The 18,247-nt window shown below is 68.4% G+C and carries 15 protein-coding genes; 9 read left to right on the top strand and 6 right to left on the bottom strand.

The window, feature by feature from the left end:
• The first annotated feature begins 14 nt into the window (after positions 1–14).
• Positions 15–887 (top strand): DUF559 domain-containing protein, encoded by an 873-nt coding sequence (locus QM721_RS11300; RefSeq protein ID WP_415121961.1) that lies wholly within the window; start codon positions 15–17, stop codon positions 885–887.
• 83 nt (positions 888–970) lie between these two features.
• On the opposite strand, the gene QM721_RS11295 is transcribed toward QM721_RS11300, so the two are convergent.
• Entirely contained in the window at positions 971–3,067 is a 2,097-nt protein-coding gene (locus QM721_RS11295) for an elongation factor G-like protein EF-G2 (protein ID WP_415121959.1), read from the bottom strand.
• Between the two features lie 130 nt (positions 3,068–3,197).
• Here QM721_RS11295 and QM721_RS11290 point away from each other — a divergent pair, with 130 nt between their 5' ends.
• A complete protein-coding gene (locus QM721_RS11290; protein ID WP_415121957.1) occupies positions 3,198–3,776 on the top strand; it encodes a hypothetical protein in 579 nt (192 codons plus the stop codon).
• Between the two features lie 253 nt (positions 3,777–4,029).
• Here the strand turns inward: QM721_RS11290 and QM721_RS11285 are convergent, their stop codons facing one another.
• Genes QM721_RS11285 through QM721_RS11275 form a run of 3 tightly spaced genes read right to left on the bottom strand, consistent with a single transcriptional unit; the run spans position 4,030 to position 8,411 of the window.
• The gene (locus QM721_RS11285; RefSeq protein ID WP_415121955.1) at positions 4,030–4,983 is read right to left on the bottom strand and encodes an asparaginase; all 954 of its coding nucleotides are present in this window, start codon (positions 4,981–4,983) and stop codon (positions 4,030–4,032) included.
• A 34-nt stretch (positions 4,984–5,017) separates the two neighbouring features.
• On the bottom strand, positions 5,018–6,250 hold the full coding sequence (locus QM721_RS11280; RefSeq protein WP_415121953.1) for a glycosyltransferase: 1,233 nt from the start codon (positions 6,248–6,250) through the stop codon (positions 5,018–5,020).
• Between the two features lie 7 nt (positions 6,251–6,257).
• Positions 6,258–8,411, bottom strand: a complete 2,154-nt coding sequence (locus tag QM721_RS11275) for an ArnT family glycosyltransferase (protein WP_415121951.1) — start codon at positions 8,409–8,411, stop codon at positions 6,258–6,260.
• Positions 8,412–8,868: 457 nt separating this feature from the next.
• Between QM721_RS11275 and rplM the strand changes: the two genes are divergently transcribed.
• From rplM to glmM, 3 genes are read left to right on the top strand one after another with little or no spacing between them, the layout of a single operon-like run.
• Positions 8,869–9,312: a 50S ribosomal protein L13 gene (rplM, locus tag QM721_RS11270; RefSeq protein ID WP_415121949.1), complete on the top strand. Its 444-nt coding sequence runs from the start codon at positions 8,869–8,871 to the stop codon at positions 9,310–9,312.
• Complete coding sequence (gene rpsI / locus QM721_RS11265; protein WP_415121947.1) at positions 9,309–9,839, top strand: 30S ribosomal protein S9; 531 nt, start codon at positions 9,309–9,311, stop codon at positions 9,837–9,839. The genes rplM and rpsI overlap by 4 nt, the downstream gene beginning before the upstream one ends.
• Before the next feature lie 7 nt (positions 9,840–9,846).
• A complete protein-coding gene (gene glmM / locus QM721_RS11260) occupies positions 9,847–11,199 on the top strand; it encodes a phosphoglucosamine mutase (RefSeq protein WP_415121945.1) in 1,353 nt (450 codons plus the stop codon).
• Here glmM and QM721_RS11255 read toward each other — a convergent pair.
• Positions 11,177–11,653, bottom strand: a complete 477-nt coding sequence (locus QM721_RS11255) for a hypothetical protein (RefSeq protein WP_415121943.1) — start codon at positions 11,651–11,653, stop codon at positions 11,177–11,179. The genes glmM and QM721_RS11255 overlap by 23 nt on opposite strands.
• Positions 11,654–11,704: 51 nt before the next feature.
• Here QM721_RS11255 and QM721_RS11250 point away from each other — a divergent pair, with 51 nt between their 5' ends.
• The 4 genes from QM721_RS11250 to QM721_RS11235 are packed head-to-tail and all read left to right on the top strand — an operon-like array spanning position 11,705 to position 16,847.
• The gene (locus tag QM721_RS11250) at positions 11,705–13,243 is read left to right on the top strand and encodes an amino acid permease (RefSeq protein WP_415121941.1); all 1,539 of its coding nucleotides are present in this window, start codon (positions 11,705–11,707) and stop codon (positions 13,241–13,243) included.
• Positions 13,244–13,286: 43 nt separating this feature from the next.
• Entirely contained in the window at positions 13,287–14,144 is an 858-nt protein-coding gene (locus QM721_RS11245; protein WP_415121939.1) for a glutamate ABC transporter substrate-binding protein, read from the top strand.
• Positions 14,145–14,184: 40 nt separating this feature from the next.
• Positions 14,185–16,017: a putative nucleotidyltransferase substrate binding domain-containing protein gene (locus tag QM721_RS11240; RefSeq protein WP_415121937.1), complete on the top strand. Its 1,833-nt coding sequence runs from the start codon at positions 14,185–14,187 to the stop codon at positions 16,015–16,017.
• Entirely contained in the window at positions 16,014–16,847 is an 834-nt protein-coding gene (locus QM721_RS11235) for a metallophosphoesterase (protein WP_415121935.1), read from the top strand. The genes QM721_RS11240 and QM721_RS11235 overlap by 4 nt, the downstream gene beginning before the upstream one ends.
• 160 nt (positions 16,848–17,007) lie before the next feature.
• On the opposite strand, the gene coaA is transcribed toward QM721_RS11235, so the two are convergent.
• Positions 17,008–17,997 carry a type I pantothenate kinase gene (gene coaA, locus QM721_RS11230; protein ID WP_415121933.1) on the bottom strand — a complete coding sequence of 330 codons (990 nt, stop codon included), beginning with the start codon at positions 17,995–17,997 and terminating at the stop codon, positions 17,008–17,010.
• Positions 17,998–18,247: the final 250 nt, after the last annotated feature.

The raw sequence follows: 18,247 nt of genomic DNA, 5'->3' as shown, positions 1-18,247 counted from the left end.
GTGCATTCAAGGGTATGGAACGTGTTCTCGAACTGCTGCAGGCGGAAGGCGGTGTGCTGGTTCGCCGTCAGCACCCCACGATCACTCGCCAACTCGACCACTGTCTCGCCACCGGCCGGCTGGTGCCGGTGCTTCCCGGTATCTACTCGGCGCCAGAACCGGGCTGGCAGGTGAAGATTCGGGCTGCCGCCGCCTTCAGACCCGGTGGAGTCATTTCGGGCGCGGCGGCAGCCAGGATCACGTGGTGGCCGGAATGCCCGATCACGTCGGTCACGGTGGCGGTCAGCCGCGAAGTCAGGGGCAGCTACCCAGGCTTCGTCTGGGAGCGTCGCCGGGTTGCGGCCGAGTTGATCGTCGATCGCGGTGAGCTTCGGATCGCCGGCCCGAGCCAGTCGGTTCTCGACCTCATTCCGGCCTTGGGTGGCACGGTGATCGATCAAGCCCTGCGGCTCCGGGCGGTACGCCTTGTGGAGTTGTGGCAGGCACTCGAGACTGATTCTCACCGATCGGGTAACGCCCACCGCCGGGCACTGCTGCGCGATTCTCGTGACGAGCCGTGGTCAGAGCCCGAACGCACCGCTCATCGGTTGCTGCGCAGCGCGGGCGTCACCGGCTGGCGCACCAACCACCGAATCGTCGTGGGTGAGACCACCTACTACGGCGACATCGTGTTCGACGCGGCCCGAGTGGTCGTCGAGGTTGACGGCTACGAGTGGCACAGCGGTCGGGTCGAGTTCACCAGGGACCGCTGGCGCTACGCCAGGCTTTCGGCGGCCGGCTGGACCGTGCTGCCGGTTGCGGCAGACGCGATCGACGACGATCCACAAGGGTTCGTGGAGCTGGTTCGCACGGCACTGTCGCTGACCGGGCGCGGACCCCGAGTGTGAAAACTTCGCACGGTCGGCTCGGGGCCGAGTGGTGCGAGCCTAGGCCCGCACCACTGGTGCGAAGTTTTCACACTCAACCCTGCCTATTTCTTGGTGTACCGGTCGAGCAGCCCGGAGGGCAGCAGCTCGTAACCGTGAAATTCTCGGGCGAACGTGCCCGAGCCGTGGCCGAGACCGCGCAGGTCGATGGCGTAACGCGATAGTTCGGCCTGGGGCACCAGTGCCCTTACCACCGCCTTGCGGTTCGCCGAGTCGGAGCCGAGCACCTGACCGCGGCGACCCGAGAGGTCGGTCATCACCGCTCCGAGGTGCTCCTCGCCGACGGTGACGGTCACCAGGTCGATGGGTTCGAGCAGCGCCACGACACCGGCCTTGGCCGCGGCGGCCTCCTTGATGGCCAGGGAGCCGGCCAGTTGAAACGCCATGTCGGACGAATCCACCGAGTGCGCCTTGCCGTCGAACAGGGTGACCCGGACGTCGACCATCGGGTAGCCGGCGAACACGCCCCGGTCGAGTTGGTTGCGGATGCCCTTCTCGACCGAGGCGATGAACTGCCGCGGCACGGCACCGCCCACCACCTTGTCGACGAACTCGAAACCGGCGCCACGTTCGAGCGGCTCGACCTCGATGTTGCACACCGCGTACTGGCCGTGGCCGCCGGACTGCTTGACGTGCCGGCCCAGCGCGGTGACGCCGCCGATGAAGGTTTCGCGCATCGGAATCTTCAGTTCCTCTTGCTCGACCCGCACCTGGTAACGCTCGACCAGCCGGCCCAGCACCAAGTCGGCGTGCGCCTGCCCCGTGGTCCATAGCACCAGTTGGTCGCCGGTGCCACGGTCGAGCCGCACGGTCGAGTCTTCGACCGCGAGCCGCTGCAGGGCCCCGGCCAGCTTGTCTTCGTCGTTGCGGGTGGCGGCGCGAATGGCCAGCGGCAGCAGCGGGTCGGGCAGTGGCCAGGTTTCGACCACTCCGGGACGATCCTTGGCCGACAGTGTGTCGCCGGTCTCGGCCGTGGTCAGTTTGGGCAGCAGCACGATCTCGCCGGCGATCGCCTGCTGCCGGGGCCGCAGTTCGGTGCCGACCGCGCACTGGATCAACCCGATCCGCTCGTCGTTGTCGTGGTCGGGGTGAGCCACGTTCTCTTCGCCGGCCACCCACGAGCGGTGGCCCGACACGTGCACCACGTCGTCGGTGCGCAAGGTGCCGGAGAAGATGCGCACCATCGACAGTCGGCCCGCGAAGGGGTCGGTGGTGGTGCGGATCACCTGTGCTACCAGCGGGTCGGACGGGTCGCTGGTGGGCTGCGGCAGCACCTCGCCGCCGATGGTGGTGAGGGGAGGGTTGGGGTGCAGGCCCGGCGTGGGGAAGCCGTGCTCGATCAGCCGCAGCAGCTCTTCGATGCCGACGCCGGTGCCGGTCTGCACGGGCACGACCGGGAACAGGTTCGCGGTGGCCACTGCCTTCATCAAGTCGTCGAGCAGGTAGTCGACGTCGAGGTGCTCGTCGTCGTCGAGATAGCGATCCATCAGGCCGTCGTCCTCGGCCTCTTCGATGATCGACTCGATCAGGGGGCCGCGGTAGGTCTCGACCTGGTCGTCGTGCGCGTTGAGGGTGCGGCTGACCGGGGCTCCGTCGGTGTAGTCATGCTCCTCCAGGCTGAGCAGGCCGATGTTGCCCGCCACCTGCCCAGGCCCCGCGAAGGTCGGCACGTGGGTGGGGTGCACGCCGTCGCCGAAGGCGTCCTGTAGTTCTGCCACCGAGGTGTCGAAGTCGGCGTGGCCGGCGTCCAGTTTGGTGAGCACGATCACCCGGGGCAGGTTGGCCTCGCGGCACTCCTCCCACAGCGCCTGCGCGGCACCGTCCACGCCGTCGGCCGCGGAGACCACGAAGATGGCGGCATCGGCGGCTCTGATGCCTGCGCGCAGCTCGCCGACGAAGTCGGGGTGCCCCGGGGCGTCCAGCAGGTTCACCACCACCTGGCCCGAGACGAACGAGGCCAGGAACAGTTGCGCCGCGCGCTCTGCGTCTTCTTTGTCGCCGCGGTGGCCCTCGACCCGAGCCTTCAGCAACTGTTCGAACAGCGAGGTCTTGCCCGAGCCGGCGTTACCGATCAGCACCACGTTGCGGACGTCATCGGGGCTGGTCACCTGCACGGTGCTTGCGTTCGCCTTCGAACTCATGCCCCTACCTAACACCCGCCACGGGGGTGCTGCAACCGATTTGCGCAAGCCGGCAGAACCCCCACGAGGGAGCGTTGACGAGGCCCGCGACCGGGTTAGGCTGAGCAAGCCACCTGATGGAGGAGGCCTGGTGGAAATCGTGTTGTCGCTGGTGCGCACGCTCGTCTTCGTGGTGGGCAGCGTCGCGGCCACGGGGTACGTCGGCCGCCGGATCGGGCGAGGCCGCTCCCTGCTATGGGCCGGCACCACGCTGCTGGCGCTGTACTGGTTGGTGCTGTTCGGTTGGACGGCCTATCAGGCGGGCTCGGCCGCACCCAACGGCGACCTCGGGGTGTGGGTGGGCTGGCTCGGCCATCTGCTGCCGTTCGTGGCGGCGCTCAGCTACATCGGGGGCATCGCCCAGGCCGCCGGGGTCCCCGCGCGCACCGGTGTCCACGGCGGGGCGAGCGCCGGGCCCATCCCGATCGCGTCGCCGCCGATCGGTGGGTTCATCGACCCTGCCGGTGAGCAGAGTGCCGTGAGTACCCTCACGCAGCCGCCCGGCGCCGAGTCCGGCACGGTGCAGGGCAGGTCCAAGCAGCCGACACCCTTCGCGGGCCCGCACGCCGTGCCGGTGGTCACCGCGCCCGTGGTTCGCGGGAAGGCCGGCCCGGCCGCGCCCTCGAAACCCCCGTCCGGGGACGACAGCGGCCCCGAGAAGTCGGTGTAGAGGAATGCTGTCTTTTCGTTGGCCGGGCTTGTTGAGGTCTCGATCTGAGTGCTCTGGCTAGGGGTTTCGACAAGCTCAACCAGCGAGGGTCGGGTTGGTCAGCGGGTCCCTATGGAATCGCTGGCTTATTCGTTGGCCGGGCTTGTCGAGACCTCGAACGGGGTGTTCGCACACGGGGCTTCGGGGAGCTCAAACCAGCGGCATCCACCAGTTCAGCCAGTCGGTTCGGTGAATGCGAGCCACGACGCGAACCTCACATGTCGACCGGAATCACCGCTCCGACCGGTACCCCACGGCCGTAGATCGGCATCTCCATCATGCGCCGGCGCAGCTTCTCGTCGCCCACCCAGAGACGCCGCAACACTGCACCCATGACGACCGGACGGGCCCGGATGCCGCCGTCGGTGATCTTGATCGCGATGCCGCGTCCGTCGGGCAGGCCGGCGGCGTAGACGCCCTCGGCGCCGTCCTTGGCGATCATCCCGGGCACGCCGCTCATCAAATCGGTGACGTCGCGACCGGTTCCGCCGACCAGCTCGGGGTGGGCGCGCATGGCGTCCGCCACCTCTTTCTCGGCGCCGTCGGTGGCCTTCGCCATCAGGCCGAAGATGCGGGCCAGGCCTACCAGCGAGATCGCGTAGGCGGGGGCGCCGCAGCCGTCGATCGAGGTCCAGTACACGTTCTGGCCGAAGCTGCGGGTGGTCTCGATTACGGCCTGCTGACAGGGGTGACCACGGTTGAGGTAGGTCTCACGCGGCCAGTCGTTGAGCACGCAGGTGGCCAGCATCGCGGCATGCTTGCCGGAGCAATTCTGGGCCAGTGAGCTGGGTGCCCGGCCCTCGGCGATCCAGCGATGGCGCGGATCGTCCATCAGCGGCAGGTCGGGGGTGTTGCGCAGGTCGGCCTCGCTGAGCCCGGCACCGTGCAGCAGGTTGCGCACGGTCGCCAGGTGCATCGGTTCGCCGGAGTGGCTGGCGCAGGCCAGCGCCAACTGGTCGGACGGCAGCGACAGCCCGCAGCGCACCATCGCCAGGGCCTGGATCGGCTTCAGCGACGAACGCGGCAGGATGTGAGCGTCGAAATCGCCGCGCGAATACGAGACTGAGCCGTCGGCGCGGGTGACCACCACGATGCCGCGATGGCTCGATTCGACGAAACCGTTGCGCACCACTTGTGCCACCACGGGGGGCTCGCCGACGTTCACCACGCCGGGATTCTATGCCAGCAGCGCGGCAATCGGCTCAGCCCGCCGATCCGGCGCGGCGGCGGCCCATGGCGAACTTCAGCGCCACGAACCGGACGGCCGTCGCCAGCGCATTGGCCAGGCCGAGCACCACGAGTTCGGCCAGCCGTGGCGACTCGGGTGCTAGCTGGTGCAGCAGTGCCAGCGACCCGCTGGTCAGGCCGAGCGCCACCGCGAAGGCCACCAGGCCGGTGACGTGATGGCTGAGCAGGCCGTCATTGCCGCGCACGCCGAAGGTGAACACGCGGTTCGCGGCGGTGTTGGCCACCGCGGTCAGTGCCAGCGCGGTGAGATTGGCGGCCTGGGCGTCCATGCCCCAGCGCAAGAGCACGTACAGCACGAAGTAGGCCAGGGTCGACGCGACACCCACTGCGCCGAACCGCACCACCTGGCCGAGCAGCCCCTGGGGGGCCTGTGCCGCTGGCAGCACCGGGCGGGCAAGTTCGTCGCGCACCACCGCGATCGGAATATCGCCCCGGGTCAGCCCCTTGAGCAGCCGCCACACACCGCGCAGATCCTCGGCGGCGGTGGCCGAGATGTCGACGGTGCTGCCCGGGTCGTCCACCCAGTCGACGGGCACCTCATGAATGCGCAGTCCGGCGCGCTGGGCCAGCACGAGCAATTCGGTGTCGAAGAACCAGTTGGTGTCTTGCACCAGCGGCAGCAGCCGGCGGGCCACGTCGGTGCGCATGGCTTTGAAGCCGCACTGGGCGTCGCTGAACGATACCTGCAGGGCGCCGCGCAGAATCAGGTTGTAGCAGCGCGAGATGAACTCGCGCTTGGGCCCGCGCACCACTCGTGAGCCGTTCGCCAGCCGACTGCCGATCGCGACGTCGGAGTGGCCCGAGAGCAGCGGGGCCAGCAGCGGCGGCAGGGCGGCCAGGTCGGTCGACAAGTCGACATCCATGTAGGCCACCACGTCGGCGTCGCTGCCCAGCCACACCTGCTTGAGGGCCCGCCCGCGGCCCTTGGCTTCCAGATGCACCACCCGGACGCCCTCGAGCCGATCGGCCAGGGCCGTCGCGATTGCCAGGGTGTCGTCGGTCGAGGCATTGTCGGCGATGGTCACCCGGTAGCGGCACGGCAGTTGCCCGGCCAGGTAGCCGGTCAGCCGCCGCACCGAGCGTTCGAGATCGTCGGCCTCGTTATAGACCGGGATCACGATCTCGACCAGCGCCTGCCTCAGGTCGGCGGTGCGCATGGTGTGGGGGGCGTTCTCGATCAGCGTCATGCCCGCCTCACTTCGTCGCTGTCAGGTCGTAGACGGTGGTGCCGCCCACCGTCGTCGCGGTGAAGTTCTGCTGCACCCAGGTGGCGATCTGCGAGGCGGTGTTGCTGCCGCCGTTCTGGCCGCCGAAGTTGCCGCCGCCGATGAAGTAGTGGATCTTGCCGGCCGCCACGTAGGCCTGGAACTGCTCCAGAGTGGGCGAGGGGTCGGAGCCGTTGAAGCCGCCGATCGCCATCACGGGGTAGCCGCTGGCCAACTGGTAGCTGGCAGCGTTCTGGGCGCCGGTGGTGGCCGCCACCCAGGTGAAGTCGCTCGCGTTGGCGGTGAGTAGGGCGACCAGCTCGGACGACACGCTGGCGCCGTTCAGCAGCGCGCCCGCGCCGCCGCCGCCGCGGTTGCCGCCGCCTCGGCTGGTGGACGATCCGGTGCCCGGCTGGCTCTGGGTTCCGGTCTGATTCTGACCGCCACCGCCGCCACCACCCCGGCTGGTGGACGATCCGGTGCCCGGCTGGCTCTGGGTTCCGGTCTGATTCTGGCCGGAAGGTTGGCCCTGGCTACCGCCACCGGGGCGGCCGCCGCCACCGCCGCCCATGCCGCCGCCACCGCCGCCCATGCCGCTGCTGCCCGAGATGCCCGTGCGGGCTGGGCCGGCGGTGACGATGGATCCGGTGTGCGCGGTCGCCGCGGTGTTGAGCGAATAGGCGGCTGGGCCGGCCAGCCCGGCCATGATCGCGGCGCTGATCGCGAGCACCTGCACGGTGCGGGCCAGGTGGCGTCCGAACAAGAACAGCACGGCGCTGCCGGTCAGCACGGCGCCGGCGATCACCGACGTGGTCAGATAGACCCCGCCGGCCACCCGGGCCAGTGTGATGCCCCAGGCTGTGGTCGCCAGGGCCGCCAGGGCCAGGGCGCCGCGGCCCAGCCAGGTGTCGCGCCGGGTCCAGGCGACGGCGCCGCCGATGGCCAGGGTGCCGCCGATCGCCGGAGCCAGCGCCACGGTGTAGTAGTCGTGGTAGATCCCGGCCATGAAGCTGAACACCGCGGTGTTGATCACCAGCCAGCTCGCGAAGAGCGCCAGTGCGCCGGCGGTGCGGGTGCGTCCGGTCTCGACGCCGGAGCGCAGCGTGGTGGCCCAGGCGCGCCGTCCGAGCAGTACGAAGCCGGCCACCGCCAGCAGCAGGGCGGCGGGCATGAGCCACGAGACCATCTCGCCCGAGACGGTGACGAACATACGACCGATGCCGATCTGACCCCAACGCCCGGACGAGTTGCCGACCGAGCCAGTCTCGTCGCCGTTCAACCGGCCCAGGCCGTTGTAGCCGAAGGTGAGTTCGAGAATCGAGTTGGTTTGCGAACCGCCGATGTAGGGCCGCCACGAGGCCGGAACAAGTTCGACGATGGCGATCCACCAGCCGAAGGCGAGCACCATTGCGGCGAAGGCGGTGAGCAGGTCGACGACCTTCTTCTTCCACGACGCGGGGGCGGCGATCGCGTAGGCGATCAGCAGTGAGGGCAGAATCACGAACGCCTGCAGCATCTTGGCCAGGAAGCCGAGCCCGACCAGGGCGCCCGCGAACGCCAGTCGCTTGCGCGAGGCGGTTTCGGCGGCCCGCAGGGTGAGCGCGGCAGCGGCGACGTAGCAGAACACCATCAGGGCGTCGGGGTTGTTGAACCGGAACATCAGCGTGGCCGCCGGGGTGAGCGCGAAGACCAGCGCCGCGGTGATGCCAGCCCAGTGGGCGCGCACCGTCGACCCCGATCGCGACAGCGATCGCCGCACCGTGCCGTAGAGGATCCAGGCAGAAGCCACACCCAACAGGGCCTGCGGTAGCAGAATGCTCCACGAGCTGAGCCCGAACAGGCGCACCGAGAGCGCCATCAGCCACAGCGCACCCGGGGTCTTGTCGACCGTGATGGAATTGCCGGCGTCGAGCGAGCCGTAGAAGAACGCCTTCCATGACTCGGCGCCGGCCTGGACGGCAGCCGAGTAGAACGAATTCGCCCAGCCGGAGGCGGCCAGGTTCCAGGTGTAGAGCGCGGCCACCGCCAGCAGCGTGGCCGCCAGGGAACCACGTCTGACCAGCGGCGGCAGCGGCCCTCCGCGGCGAACCGATGGGCCGGTCGGCGCAGCGGCGTCCGGGCGGCTGAGGGTTGACGTCGTCATGGTCACCAGGGTCGGCGGCTGCGCTGTCGCGTCTCTGAGGGGTGCCTGTGGGGGCGCTGTGGCCCCAGACGTCGACCGGATGCTGCTGACTGATCGCCCTGGCTTTCGGCATCTGGGTCGCGATCCCGCTCCGAGGGGACCGAACCCGATCTGGTCAGCTCACCCGTTCCGGGCGGTGCGTCCCCGTGTCCCTGTGTCCCTGTGTCCCCGCGACCCCGCGACCCCGCGTCCCTGTGTCCCGGCGTTGGGCGTGGCCGGCCATGCCGATGCCCGTGGCGACCGTGTTGCTGGCCCGGCTATGCCCGCCGTTCTGAGCCGTTTGGGGGTCGCGTCCGGCGTCGTTTTGACCCACACGGGAACCGGCAGGTATTCTGAGTCGCTGTTGCGCTGAGGTCTGTTTGTTGGCAGATCCCGCACTGCCGACAAAACTGTTATCAACTGGAAGTGGTCCACGAGCGTGTCTACGTACAGCCCCAAGTCGGGTGAGGTCACCCGTAACTGGCATGTGATCGATGCCTCCGATGTCGTTCTGGGGCGCCTCGCCGTCACCGCCGCCACACTGCTGCGCGGTAAGCACAAGGCACAGTTCGCCCCCCACCTCGACACCGGCGACTTCGTGATCGTGGTCAACGCGTCGAAGATCGCCCTGACCGGCAACAAGGCCACCGACAAGCTGGCGCATCGCCACTCCGGACGTCCGGGCGGCCTCAAGTCGGTGCCCTATGGCGAGCTGCTGGCCACCGACCCCCGGCACGCGGTCGAGCGCGCCGTGTGGGGCATGCTGCCCAAGAACAAGCTGAGCCGCCAGTTGATCAAGAAGCTGAAGGTGTATTCGGGCCCCGAGCACCCGCACAGCGCCCAGCAGCCGCAGCCGTACCAGATCACCCAGATCGCTCAGTGAGAGCCGAAGGAAGCACAGTGACCGAGACCGTCGAGACCACCGAGGAACTCGCCCCGTTCACCGAGGGTGACCGCGAGATCGCCTACCGCGCCGAGGCCGTGCCGAGTTCGGCAACGCCGGGCGCGCGTCTGGCCGTGATCGGCGCCGCCGATGCCACCGGGCGCCGCAAAGAGGCCATCGCCCGGGTGCGCCTCACCCCGGGCACCGGCCAGTTCGTGATCAACGGACGCTCGCTGGCGGAGTACTTTCCGAACAAGCTGCACCAGCAGACCGTCAACGAGCCCTTCGAGACCGCTGCGGTGGCGGGCAGCTACGACGTGGTCGCCAAGATCGTCGGCGGCGGTGTCTCCGGCCAGGCCGGCGCGCTGCGCCTGGGCATCGCCCGCGCGCTCAACGCCGTCGACGCCGAGGCCTCGCGTCCGGCCCTGAAGAAGGCCGGTCTGCTCACCCGCGACGCGCGGGTGAAGGAGCGCAAGAAGGCCGGTCTCAAGAAGGCCCGCAAGGCTCCGCAGTACAGCAAGCGCTGATCTGGCCATGGCTCGACTGTTCGGCACCGATGGTGTCCGGGGCAGAGCCAACGCCGACCTGACCGCCGAACTGGCCCTTGATCTCGCCGTCGCCGCCGCCCACGTGCTGGGCGAGGCCGGCGTCTTCGAGGGCCGTCGGCCGTTTGCGGTGGTTGGTCGCGACACCCGGGCGTCCGGCGAATTTCTCGAGGCCGCGGTGGTTGCCGGGCTCGCCTCGGCCGGGGTGGACGTGGTGCGGCTCGGCGTGGTGCCAACGCCCGGCGTCGCCTACCTCACCGCAGCGCTCGACGCCGATCTGGGCGTGATGCTGTCGGCCAGCCACAACCCGATGCCCGACAACGGCATCAAATTCTTCGCCCGCGGCGGGGTCAAGCTCGACGACACCGTCGAGGACGCCATCGAGCAGCGTCTGGGCGAGTCGTGGAAGCGTCCGACCGGGGCCGAGGTGGGCCGGGTGACCGACGATCCGGGCGCCGTCGAGGGCTACATCGCACATCTGGTCAGCAGCCTCGGTTCGGACGCCTCGCTGGCCCCGCTGAAGGTTGTGATCGACACCGCCAACGGGGCCGCCTCGCTGACCGCGCTGGCCGCCTTCGACGCCCAGGGTGCCGAGGTGGTGCCGCTGCACGCCGCGCCGGACGGCCTGAACATCAACGAAAACTGCGGCTCGACCCATCTGGAGTCGCTGCAGGCTGCGGTGCTCGAACACGGGGCGGCGTTGGGTATCGCCCTCGACGGCGACGCCGACCGTTGCCTGGCGGTGGACGCCGCCGGCCAGATTGTCGACGGCGATCAGATTCTGGCGATTCTCGCCCTGGCCATGAAAGAGGACCACGCGCTGCACAGCGACACCGTGGTGGCCACCGTGATGAGCAACCTGGGCTTCATGATCGCGATGCGCCAGCACGGCATCCGGGTCGATCTGGCCAAGGTCGGCGACCGCTATGTGCTGGAGTCGATGAACGCCAACGGGTTCACCTTGGGCGGGGAGCAGTCCGGCCACGTGATCATGAGCGAGTTCGCCACCACCGGTGACGGTGTGCTGACCGCCTTGCACCTGGCCGCGCGGATGGCGCGCACCGGCACGTCGCTGGCCGAGTTGGCCGGGGTGATGCGCCGGCTGCCGCAGGTGATGATCAACGTGCCCGGCGTCAACAAGGTACGCGCGGGGCTCGACCCCGTGCTGCAGCAGGCGGTGACGGCCGCCTCGCGTGAACTCGGCGACACCGGACGGGTGTTGCTGCGCCCCTCGGGCACCGAACCGCTGGTGCGGGTGATGGTCGAGGCCGGCACCCACGAGCAGGCCCAACAGATCGCCGAGCGACTGGTCGGCATCGTCAAGGCCAGGCTGTCGTTCTAGGCAACTGCTGATCGAGGCGCCCACCGCTGGTTGAGCTTGTCGAAACCCTGTGCGCCAGCGTGATGACCGAGGTCTCGACATGCTCGGCCAGCGAAAGATCGGCGTTGGTTGAGCTTGTCGAAACCTTGTGCGCCAGCGTTGTGAACGAGGTCTCGACATGCTCGGCCAGCGAAAGATCGGCGTTGGTTGAGCTTGTCGAAACCTTGTGCGCCAGCGTTGTGAACGAGGTCTCGACATGCTCGACCAGCGAAAGATCGGCGCTTTCCTCGTTGCCGTCTGGTCGCTGGCGTGTCGGTCGGCACGAGTTGCGTGCCGATTTCGACGAAGGTCGTAAATAGTGCGTAACGATCTGCGCAGAACGGACTCGTGAGGCGATCGTGCCTTGCCGGAAGCCGGTTCGGCCTGGCAGTGTGTGGCGAGCCGGGTAACTGTGCCCCTCGTCTCTCGAAGTCACGCCATGCCCGGATTGCAGAATTCTCGCAACCGATACGTCAGGAGCAACCCAATGGCTCAGACCGACACGCCCCCCGAACTGTCCTCACTCGATGCTGAACAGGTCGGCTACAAACAAACCCTCGGACGTCGCCACGTTCAGATGATCGCGATCGGTGGTGCCATCGGCACCGGCCTCTTTCTGGGGTCGGCCTCCCGGCTGCACAACACCGGGCCGGCCTTGGTGCTCAGCTACGCGTTCGTCGGCCTGATCGCCTACTTCTTGATGCGGGCGCTGGGTGAACTGGTGCTGCATCGGCCCACCTCGGGCGCCTTCGTGTCGTACATGCGCGAATTCTTCGGTGAGAAGTGGGCGTTCGTCACCGGCTGGATCTACTGGGGTAACTGGGCGCTCACCGGCATCGCCGACCTGTCGGCCGTCGGGCTGTACATGCAGTTCTGGTTCCCCACCCTCGACACCTGGATCACCGTGCTGGTCGGCCTGGTGGTGGTGCTCGCGGTGAACCTGATGTCGGCCAAGGCGTTCGGCGAGTTCGAGTTCTGGGCCGCCATTCTCAAGGTCGGCGCGATCGGCGTCTTCCTGGTCGTCGGCACCGTGGTGGTGGTCGGCCAGTTCGAGATCGCCGGGCACAAGGCCGGCTTCCAGAACCTGTGGAGCAACCCGGGCGGCTTCTGGCCCACCGAGGCGCCCTACGTCTGGTACGGCCCGCTGCTGGTGATGTCGGGCGTGGTGTTCGCCTACGCCGCCATCGAGATGGTCGGCGTCGCGGCCGGCGAGATGCAGAACGCCGCCCGCGAGGTGCCCAAGGCCGTCAACGCCGTGATCATGCGGATCGCCGTGTTCTACGTGGGCTCGCTGCTGCTGCTGGTCTCGATGCTGCCCACCGAGGACTACAAGCCCGGCATCAGCCCCTTCGTCACCGTGTTCAGCGCACTTGGCATGGACTGGATGAGCGCGGTCATTCAGGCGATTCTGATCATCGCCGCGATGTCGAGCCTGAACGCCGGCATGTTCAGCACCGGACGGGTGTTGCGCAGCCTCGGCATGTCGCAGCAGGCCCCGAAGTTCACCCTGAAGATGAGCGAATCGGGCGTGCCGTGGGCGGGCATCGTGATGACCGCCTGCGTGATGGCACTGGGTGCCGTGCTGAACGCCTTCGTGCCGGACGCCTTCGAACTGGCGCTCGAGGCGACCGCGATCATGATCGTCTTCACCTGGGCCACGATCTTCGTGTGCCAGTTGAGGCTGCGGCAGTTGATCAATGCCGGGGTGGTTCCACCCACCCCGTTCCCGGCGCCGGGCTACCCCTGGACGTCGTATGTCGGGTTGGGATTCCTGGTGTTCGTGGTGGTCGGCATCGCGATCTCGGGCTGGCAGAGCGCGACCGACTTCTTTCACAAGATCAACTTCCTCGTCGTGGTGTTCGGCATTCCGGTGCTGATCGGGGTGCTCGCTCTCGGTTGGATCCTGGTCAAACCCAGGGTGGTTGCCAACACCGGCGGACGCATCGAGTCGGTGTGGACCCTCGAGGGCCCGCGCTACGGCACCGCCGAGGTTGCCGACCCGGACGACGACCTCCCGAGCCACTAGGCCCGGCAGAACAGGAGACATGGACATGACAAAGCGTTTCTCTGTGACCCGCCGCATCGCCGTCGGCGCGCTCGCCGCCGGCCTGCTGCTCACCGGGTGCAGTTCCGGTGGCCAGGTGAAAGACCCCACCCCAGTGTCGGGTGCCACTTTCTCGTCGCTGCGCATCGGCATCTCGTTCGACCAGCCCGGTGTGGGCACGGCGACGGTTGCCGGCGAGTCCGACGGGGTAACCACCGGCACCGATGCAAAGGGCTTCGACGTCGACACCGCCACCTACATCGCCAAGGCGCTGGGGGTCAGCCCCGACAAGATCACCTGGGTGCGCGCCGACCCCGTCGATCGGGAGACCCTGCTGGAGCAGAAGAAGGTCGACATGGTGCTGTCGAGCTACACCATCAACGACGAGCGGGCCAAGCTGATCGACTTCGCCGGCCCCTACTTCGTGGCCCATCAGGATCTGCTGATCAGGCGCAACGATGAGGAGCTCACCGGGCCCGAGCGGCTCGAGGGCCGCACCTTGTGCGCGGCGGCCAACACCACCTCGGCCCAGAACGTGCTTGCCAAGTATCAGGGCAATATCGCGCTGGTGCAGCCCAACACCTTCTCGGAATGTGTGGAGCAGTTGGTCGACGGCAACGTCGATGCGGTCACCACCGACGACGTGATCCTGGCCGGCTTCGCCGCACTGCCCAAGTACAAGGGCGTGCTGAAGGTGATCGGCAAGGGCTTCTCTGATGAGCCGTACGGTGTCGGCCTGCCCAAGGGGTCGACTGAGCTGGTGCAGAAGATCAACCAGATCCTGACCAGCTACATCTCCGACGGCTCATGGCAGGCGGCGCTGGAGAACAACGTGGGGCAGTCGGGGTACAAGATTCCCAGCCCACCCACGCCGGGCAAGTGAGGCCGGCATCAGCGACGAGGAACTGACCCGGGCGAGGGCGATGGCCGCGTTGGCGGCCTCGCCCCCGTTCGATTCACTGGCCTCGTCCGCGGTCGAGGCCCTGGCCGGTCTTGGCCGGGTCGAGCAGCACTTCGGCGGCCAGGTGATTCTGGACGCATTTCGCACCACCCCGCGTGACGTCGTCATCGTGCTCAGCGGGGCGGTGCAGACCTGGGTCGACCCGGAGCGTCCGCACAACCCGGAGGTTCCCGAGTTGTTGCTCGGGCCAGGTGACGTGCTCGGCCTGGACGCCACCTTGTCGGGCAAGGCGATCGGTCCGCTGGCGGTCGCGCACGGGCCGGTGCGCGCCCTGCACCTGCCGGCCGACGCGGTCGACGAGGCGCTCGAGGGCATCGACTGGCAGCCGCTGCGGCCGCCCCTGCCGCAGGCCAGCGACGCAGCGCCCGGCGGCGTGCGAGCCGGTGACCTGGTGGTCACCCGTCCGCTCACCGTGTCGGGCACGGTGAGTGTCGCCGAGGTGGCCGCGGCGCTTGGGCAGCGGGGCGTGGCCGCGGTGGACTGCGGCGGCGCCGAGCCCTGGGTGCTCACCGACCGCACGCTCCGCGAGCGCATTCTCGCGGCCGGGCTGCCGTCCGACACCCCCGCGCAGGTCGCCGCGGTCAGCGACCTGCCCTGGATCGACGCGGGGGCGTCCGCCTCCGAGGCGCTGATTCTGTTGCTCGACACCGGGGCCGATCTGGTGTTGGTGCGCGGGGTCGAGGGCGGTCTGCTCGGCACCGTCGATGCCCGTGACTTCATCGGCTCGTCGGTGACCGCCGGGCTCACCCTGCACGAGCGCTTCATCCGGGCCGAGTCGATTGCCGACCTGCAACGCCTGGCCCGCGGACTGCCTCAGTTGGTCGGCCACCTGCTCGAGGGCGGTTTGTCGTCGGCCCGGGTGCTGACACTGTATTCGGCGCTGGTCGACGCGATCATCAAGCGCATGCTCGCCCTGGTCTTCGCGTCTCACCCGGACCTTTCGACCGACGCGTTCACCTGGTTCTCGCTGGGCAGCAACGGACGCCGCGAATCGACGCTCAGCTCAGACGTGGACTGCGCCGTCGTGTTTCACGACGAGCTCGACCAGGCCGATATCGACCGGTACCGTGCGGTGTTTCTTGAGGTGGTGAACTGCCTGGCCAACGCCGGGTTGACCGGTGACGGGCACGGCGCCACGGCGGCGCACAAGCTGTTTGCCCGATCGCGCGGGTCGTGGGCGCAGGCTGCCCGGTCGTGGGTGCAGGATCCGACCCGTGACAACGCCGCGATGCTCACCTCCCTGCTGCTCGACGCCCGTGCGCTGCAGGGGTCGGCGAACCTTCCCGAGGTGACCAAGCTGTTCGCCGGGCTGGGGCACAATCCGGGCACGATGCGGCTGCTGCTCAGCGAATCGCTGGCGCACCGGGCAGGCATGCGCACGATGCGGCGGCGGTTCGGCGGTGCGAAGGAGCGCTTCGACCTGAAGAAGTATGCTCTGCTGCCGATGGTGAACCTGGCCCGTTGGGCGGCGCTGACGGTGGGTTCGACGGTGTTGCCGACCACGCAACGGTTGCAGGCGGCGTCCGGCACCAGCGTGCTGCCGCACCGGCAGGCATCCATTCTGATCGAGATCTTCGAGGTGCTGCAGTCGATCCGGTTGCGGCACCAGCTCACCGAGGTGGAGCAAGGGCGTCCGCCCGGTGATCAGCTCGACCTCGACCGGGTTTCGCCGATCGACGCCAGCATCATTGCGCGCGCGGTCAAAGAGATCGCGGCCGTGCAGCAGCGCATGGCGAACCTGGCCCGCTACGAGAACCCTGAGGACTGGGGCCGTCCGGAGCCGTTGACTTCGTGAGCGTGCTGCGCCCGGCGCCCGGCACTCGTCTGGCGATCATCGGCGATGTCGGTGGGCACGCCGGCCCGTTGCGCGCCGAACTGGCCAGGCTGGGCGTGTCTGAGGGTGGCAAGGGTCCGCTGCCCGACGACCTGACGATCGTGCAGGTGGGCGACCTGGTGCACCGCGGCCCTGACTCCGAGGGTGTGGTGCAACTGGTCGACCGGCACCTGGGGGCCGGCCATGAGCGTTGGGTGCAACTGGTGGGCAACCACGAGGCGTTCTATCTGCGCCGCCAGCAGTTCACCTGGTCAGACCGGATCGCCCGCCGCTCGGCCGCCACGCTGCGCGGGTGGTGGAGAGCAGGGTTGATGAAGCCGGCCGTCGCGGTGGTGTTGGCCGACGAGGAGTTCCTGATCACCCATGCCGGGCTGACCAGGGGTTTCTGGCACGGGCCACTGGGCTCGCCGACCACGGCGGAGGGGGCCGCGGACGCCGTCAACGCCCTGGCGCGCAGCGACCGGCGCTCGTTGTTCCGGCCCGGAACGATGCTCGGCTATCGGCACCCCGACCCGTCCGCCGGCCCGGTCTGGGCCCATGCCGGCCTCGAACTGGCGGCGAGCTGGGCGGGCCATCGACTGCCGTTCAGCCAGGTGCACGGGCACTCGTCGGTGTACGGGTGGCTAGGCGGTGGTTGGCAGTTGCCGTCGGAGTTGCGGGCCGCGGTGCAGCTCGACGAGGTGCGCAAGCACGCCAGCCTGATGCTGGAGGGCGGACGGCTGATCGGCATCGACGCCGGTCACGACGCCCTGTCGCGCGGCGAATGGCAGTGTCTCGAACTGTTGGCGTGATTCACGGCGACCTCGTCGTCCGAGCTTGTCGACAGTGCTGGTCGAGCGTGTCGAGACCTCAGAAATCGCTCTCTGGTAAGGGTTTTCGAACGTCTCGGCCCGTGGCTGGTGGCGTTGCTCAGCACTTCGTTGCACCCCGGATGTGCCGCGCTGACACCGGTCACACCTTGCGAATCCGCACCCAGTTCACCGCGTGGTTCTCGCCTTTGCGCAGAATGGCTGTGGCCCGCCCGCGGGTGGGGCGAATGTTCATCTCGAGGTTGGGCCCGTTGATCGTGTCCCAGAACGTGCTCGCCGTGCTGAGTGCGTCGGCCTGCGACATCTCGGCGTAGCGACGAAAGTACGACAGCGGGTCACGAAACGCCGTGGCCCGCAGGGCGAAGAACCGGTCGACGTACCACTGCCGAATGAACGACGTGCGGGCGTCGACGTACACGCTGAAGTCGAAGAAGTCGCTCACCGTCAGCGCCGTGGTCCCGTCGGAACGGCGCCGGGCCGGCTGCAGCACGTTCAGCCCTTCGACGATCAGAATGTCGGGGTGACTGATCACGACCTGTTCGTTGGGCACGATGTCGTAGATCAGGTGTGAGTACACCGGCGCGGTCACTTCGGGCTTGCCCGACTTCACGTCGATCACGAACTGCAGCAACGCGGCGCGGTCGTACGATTCGGGAAAACCCTTGCGGTGGGCGATGCCCATGGCCTCGAGCAGGTGGTTGGGGTACAGAAAGCCGTCGGTGGTGATCAGGTCGACCTTGGGACGGCGCGGGCCGCGGGCCAGCAGCTCTTGCAGCAGCCGGGCCGTGGTCGATTTGCCGACCGCGACCGACCCGGCCACGCCGATCACGAACGGCACCTGCTTATCGCTCAGTCTCAGGAAGTCGTGCGAGGTGCGAAACAGTGCGCTGGTGCGCTCCCAGTAGAGGTTCAGCAACTGGGTCAGCGGATGGTAGACGTGCCGTACCTCGTCGTGGTCGGTCGGGTCGCCCAGGCCGCGCAGCCGGGCCAGCGTCTCGGTGTCGAGGCTCCACGGCACAGTGTCGGCCAGGCTGGCCCATTGCTGGCGACTGAGCGCGACGTACGGGCCGTATGGATCGTCCTCGGGTGTGACCGCATTACCGGGCGGCACTGCGAACTGGTGCGGATCCATGGGGCTTCCTCGCTGAACGGACGTGGGCACCAGTGTGCCCAACGGTCGGCCGGGCCGGGCGAGAACCCGCCGCGGGTGTCACCGAAACCGGACTGTTGTTCCGATGCTCCCACTTCGCGTGGGCCTGAGGAAGCGCTGATCCAGGCGTCCATCGTTGGTTGAGATTGTCGAACCCCCTAGTGAGAGCACTTTGTTCGGGTCTCGACAAGCTCGACCGGAGACAAATCAGAGCTTGCCTTGTCTGGCGAAG

Origin of the sequence: Micropruina sp. (assembly GCF_047602085.1) — a bacterium.
In the GTDB taxonomy this organism is placed as follows: domain Bacteria; phylum Actinomycetota; class Actinomycetes; order Propionibacteriales; family Propionibacteriaceae; genus Micropruina.
Note: the sequence above shows the minus strand (reverse complement) of the source record. Positions and strands in the feature narration are given on the sequence as shown.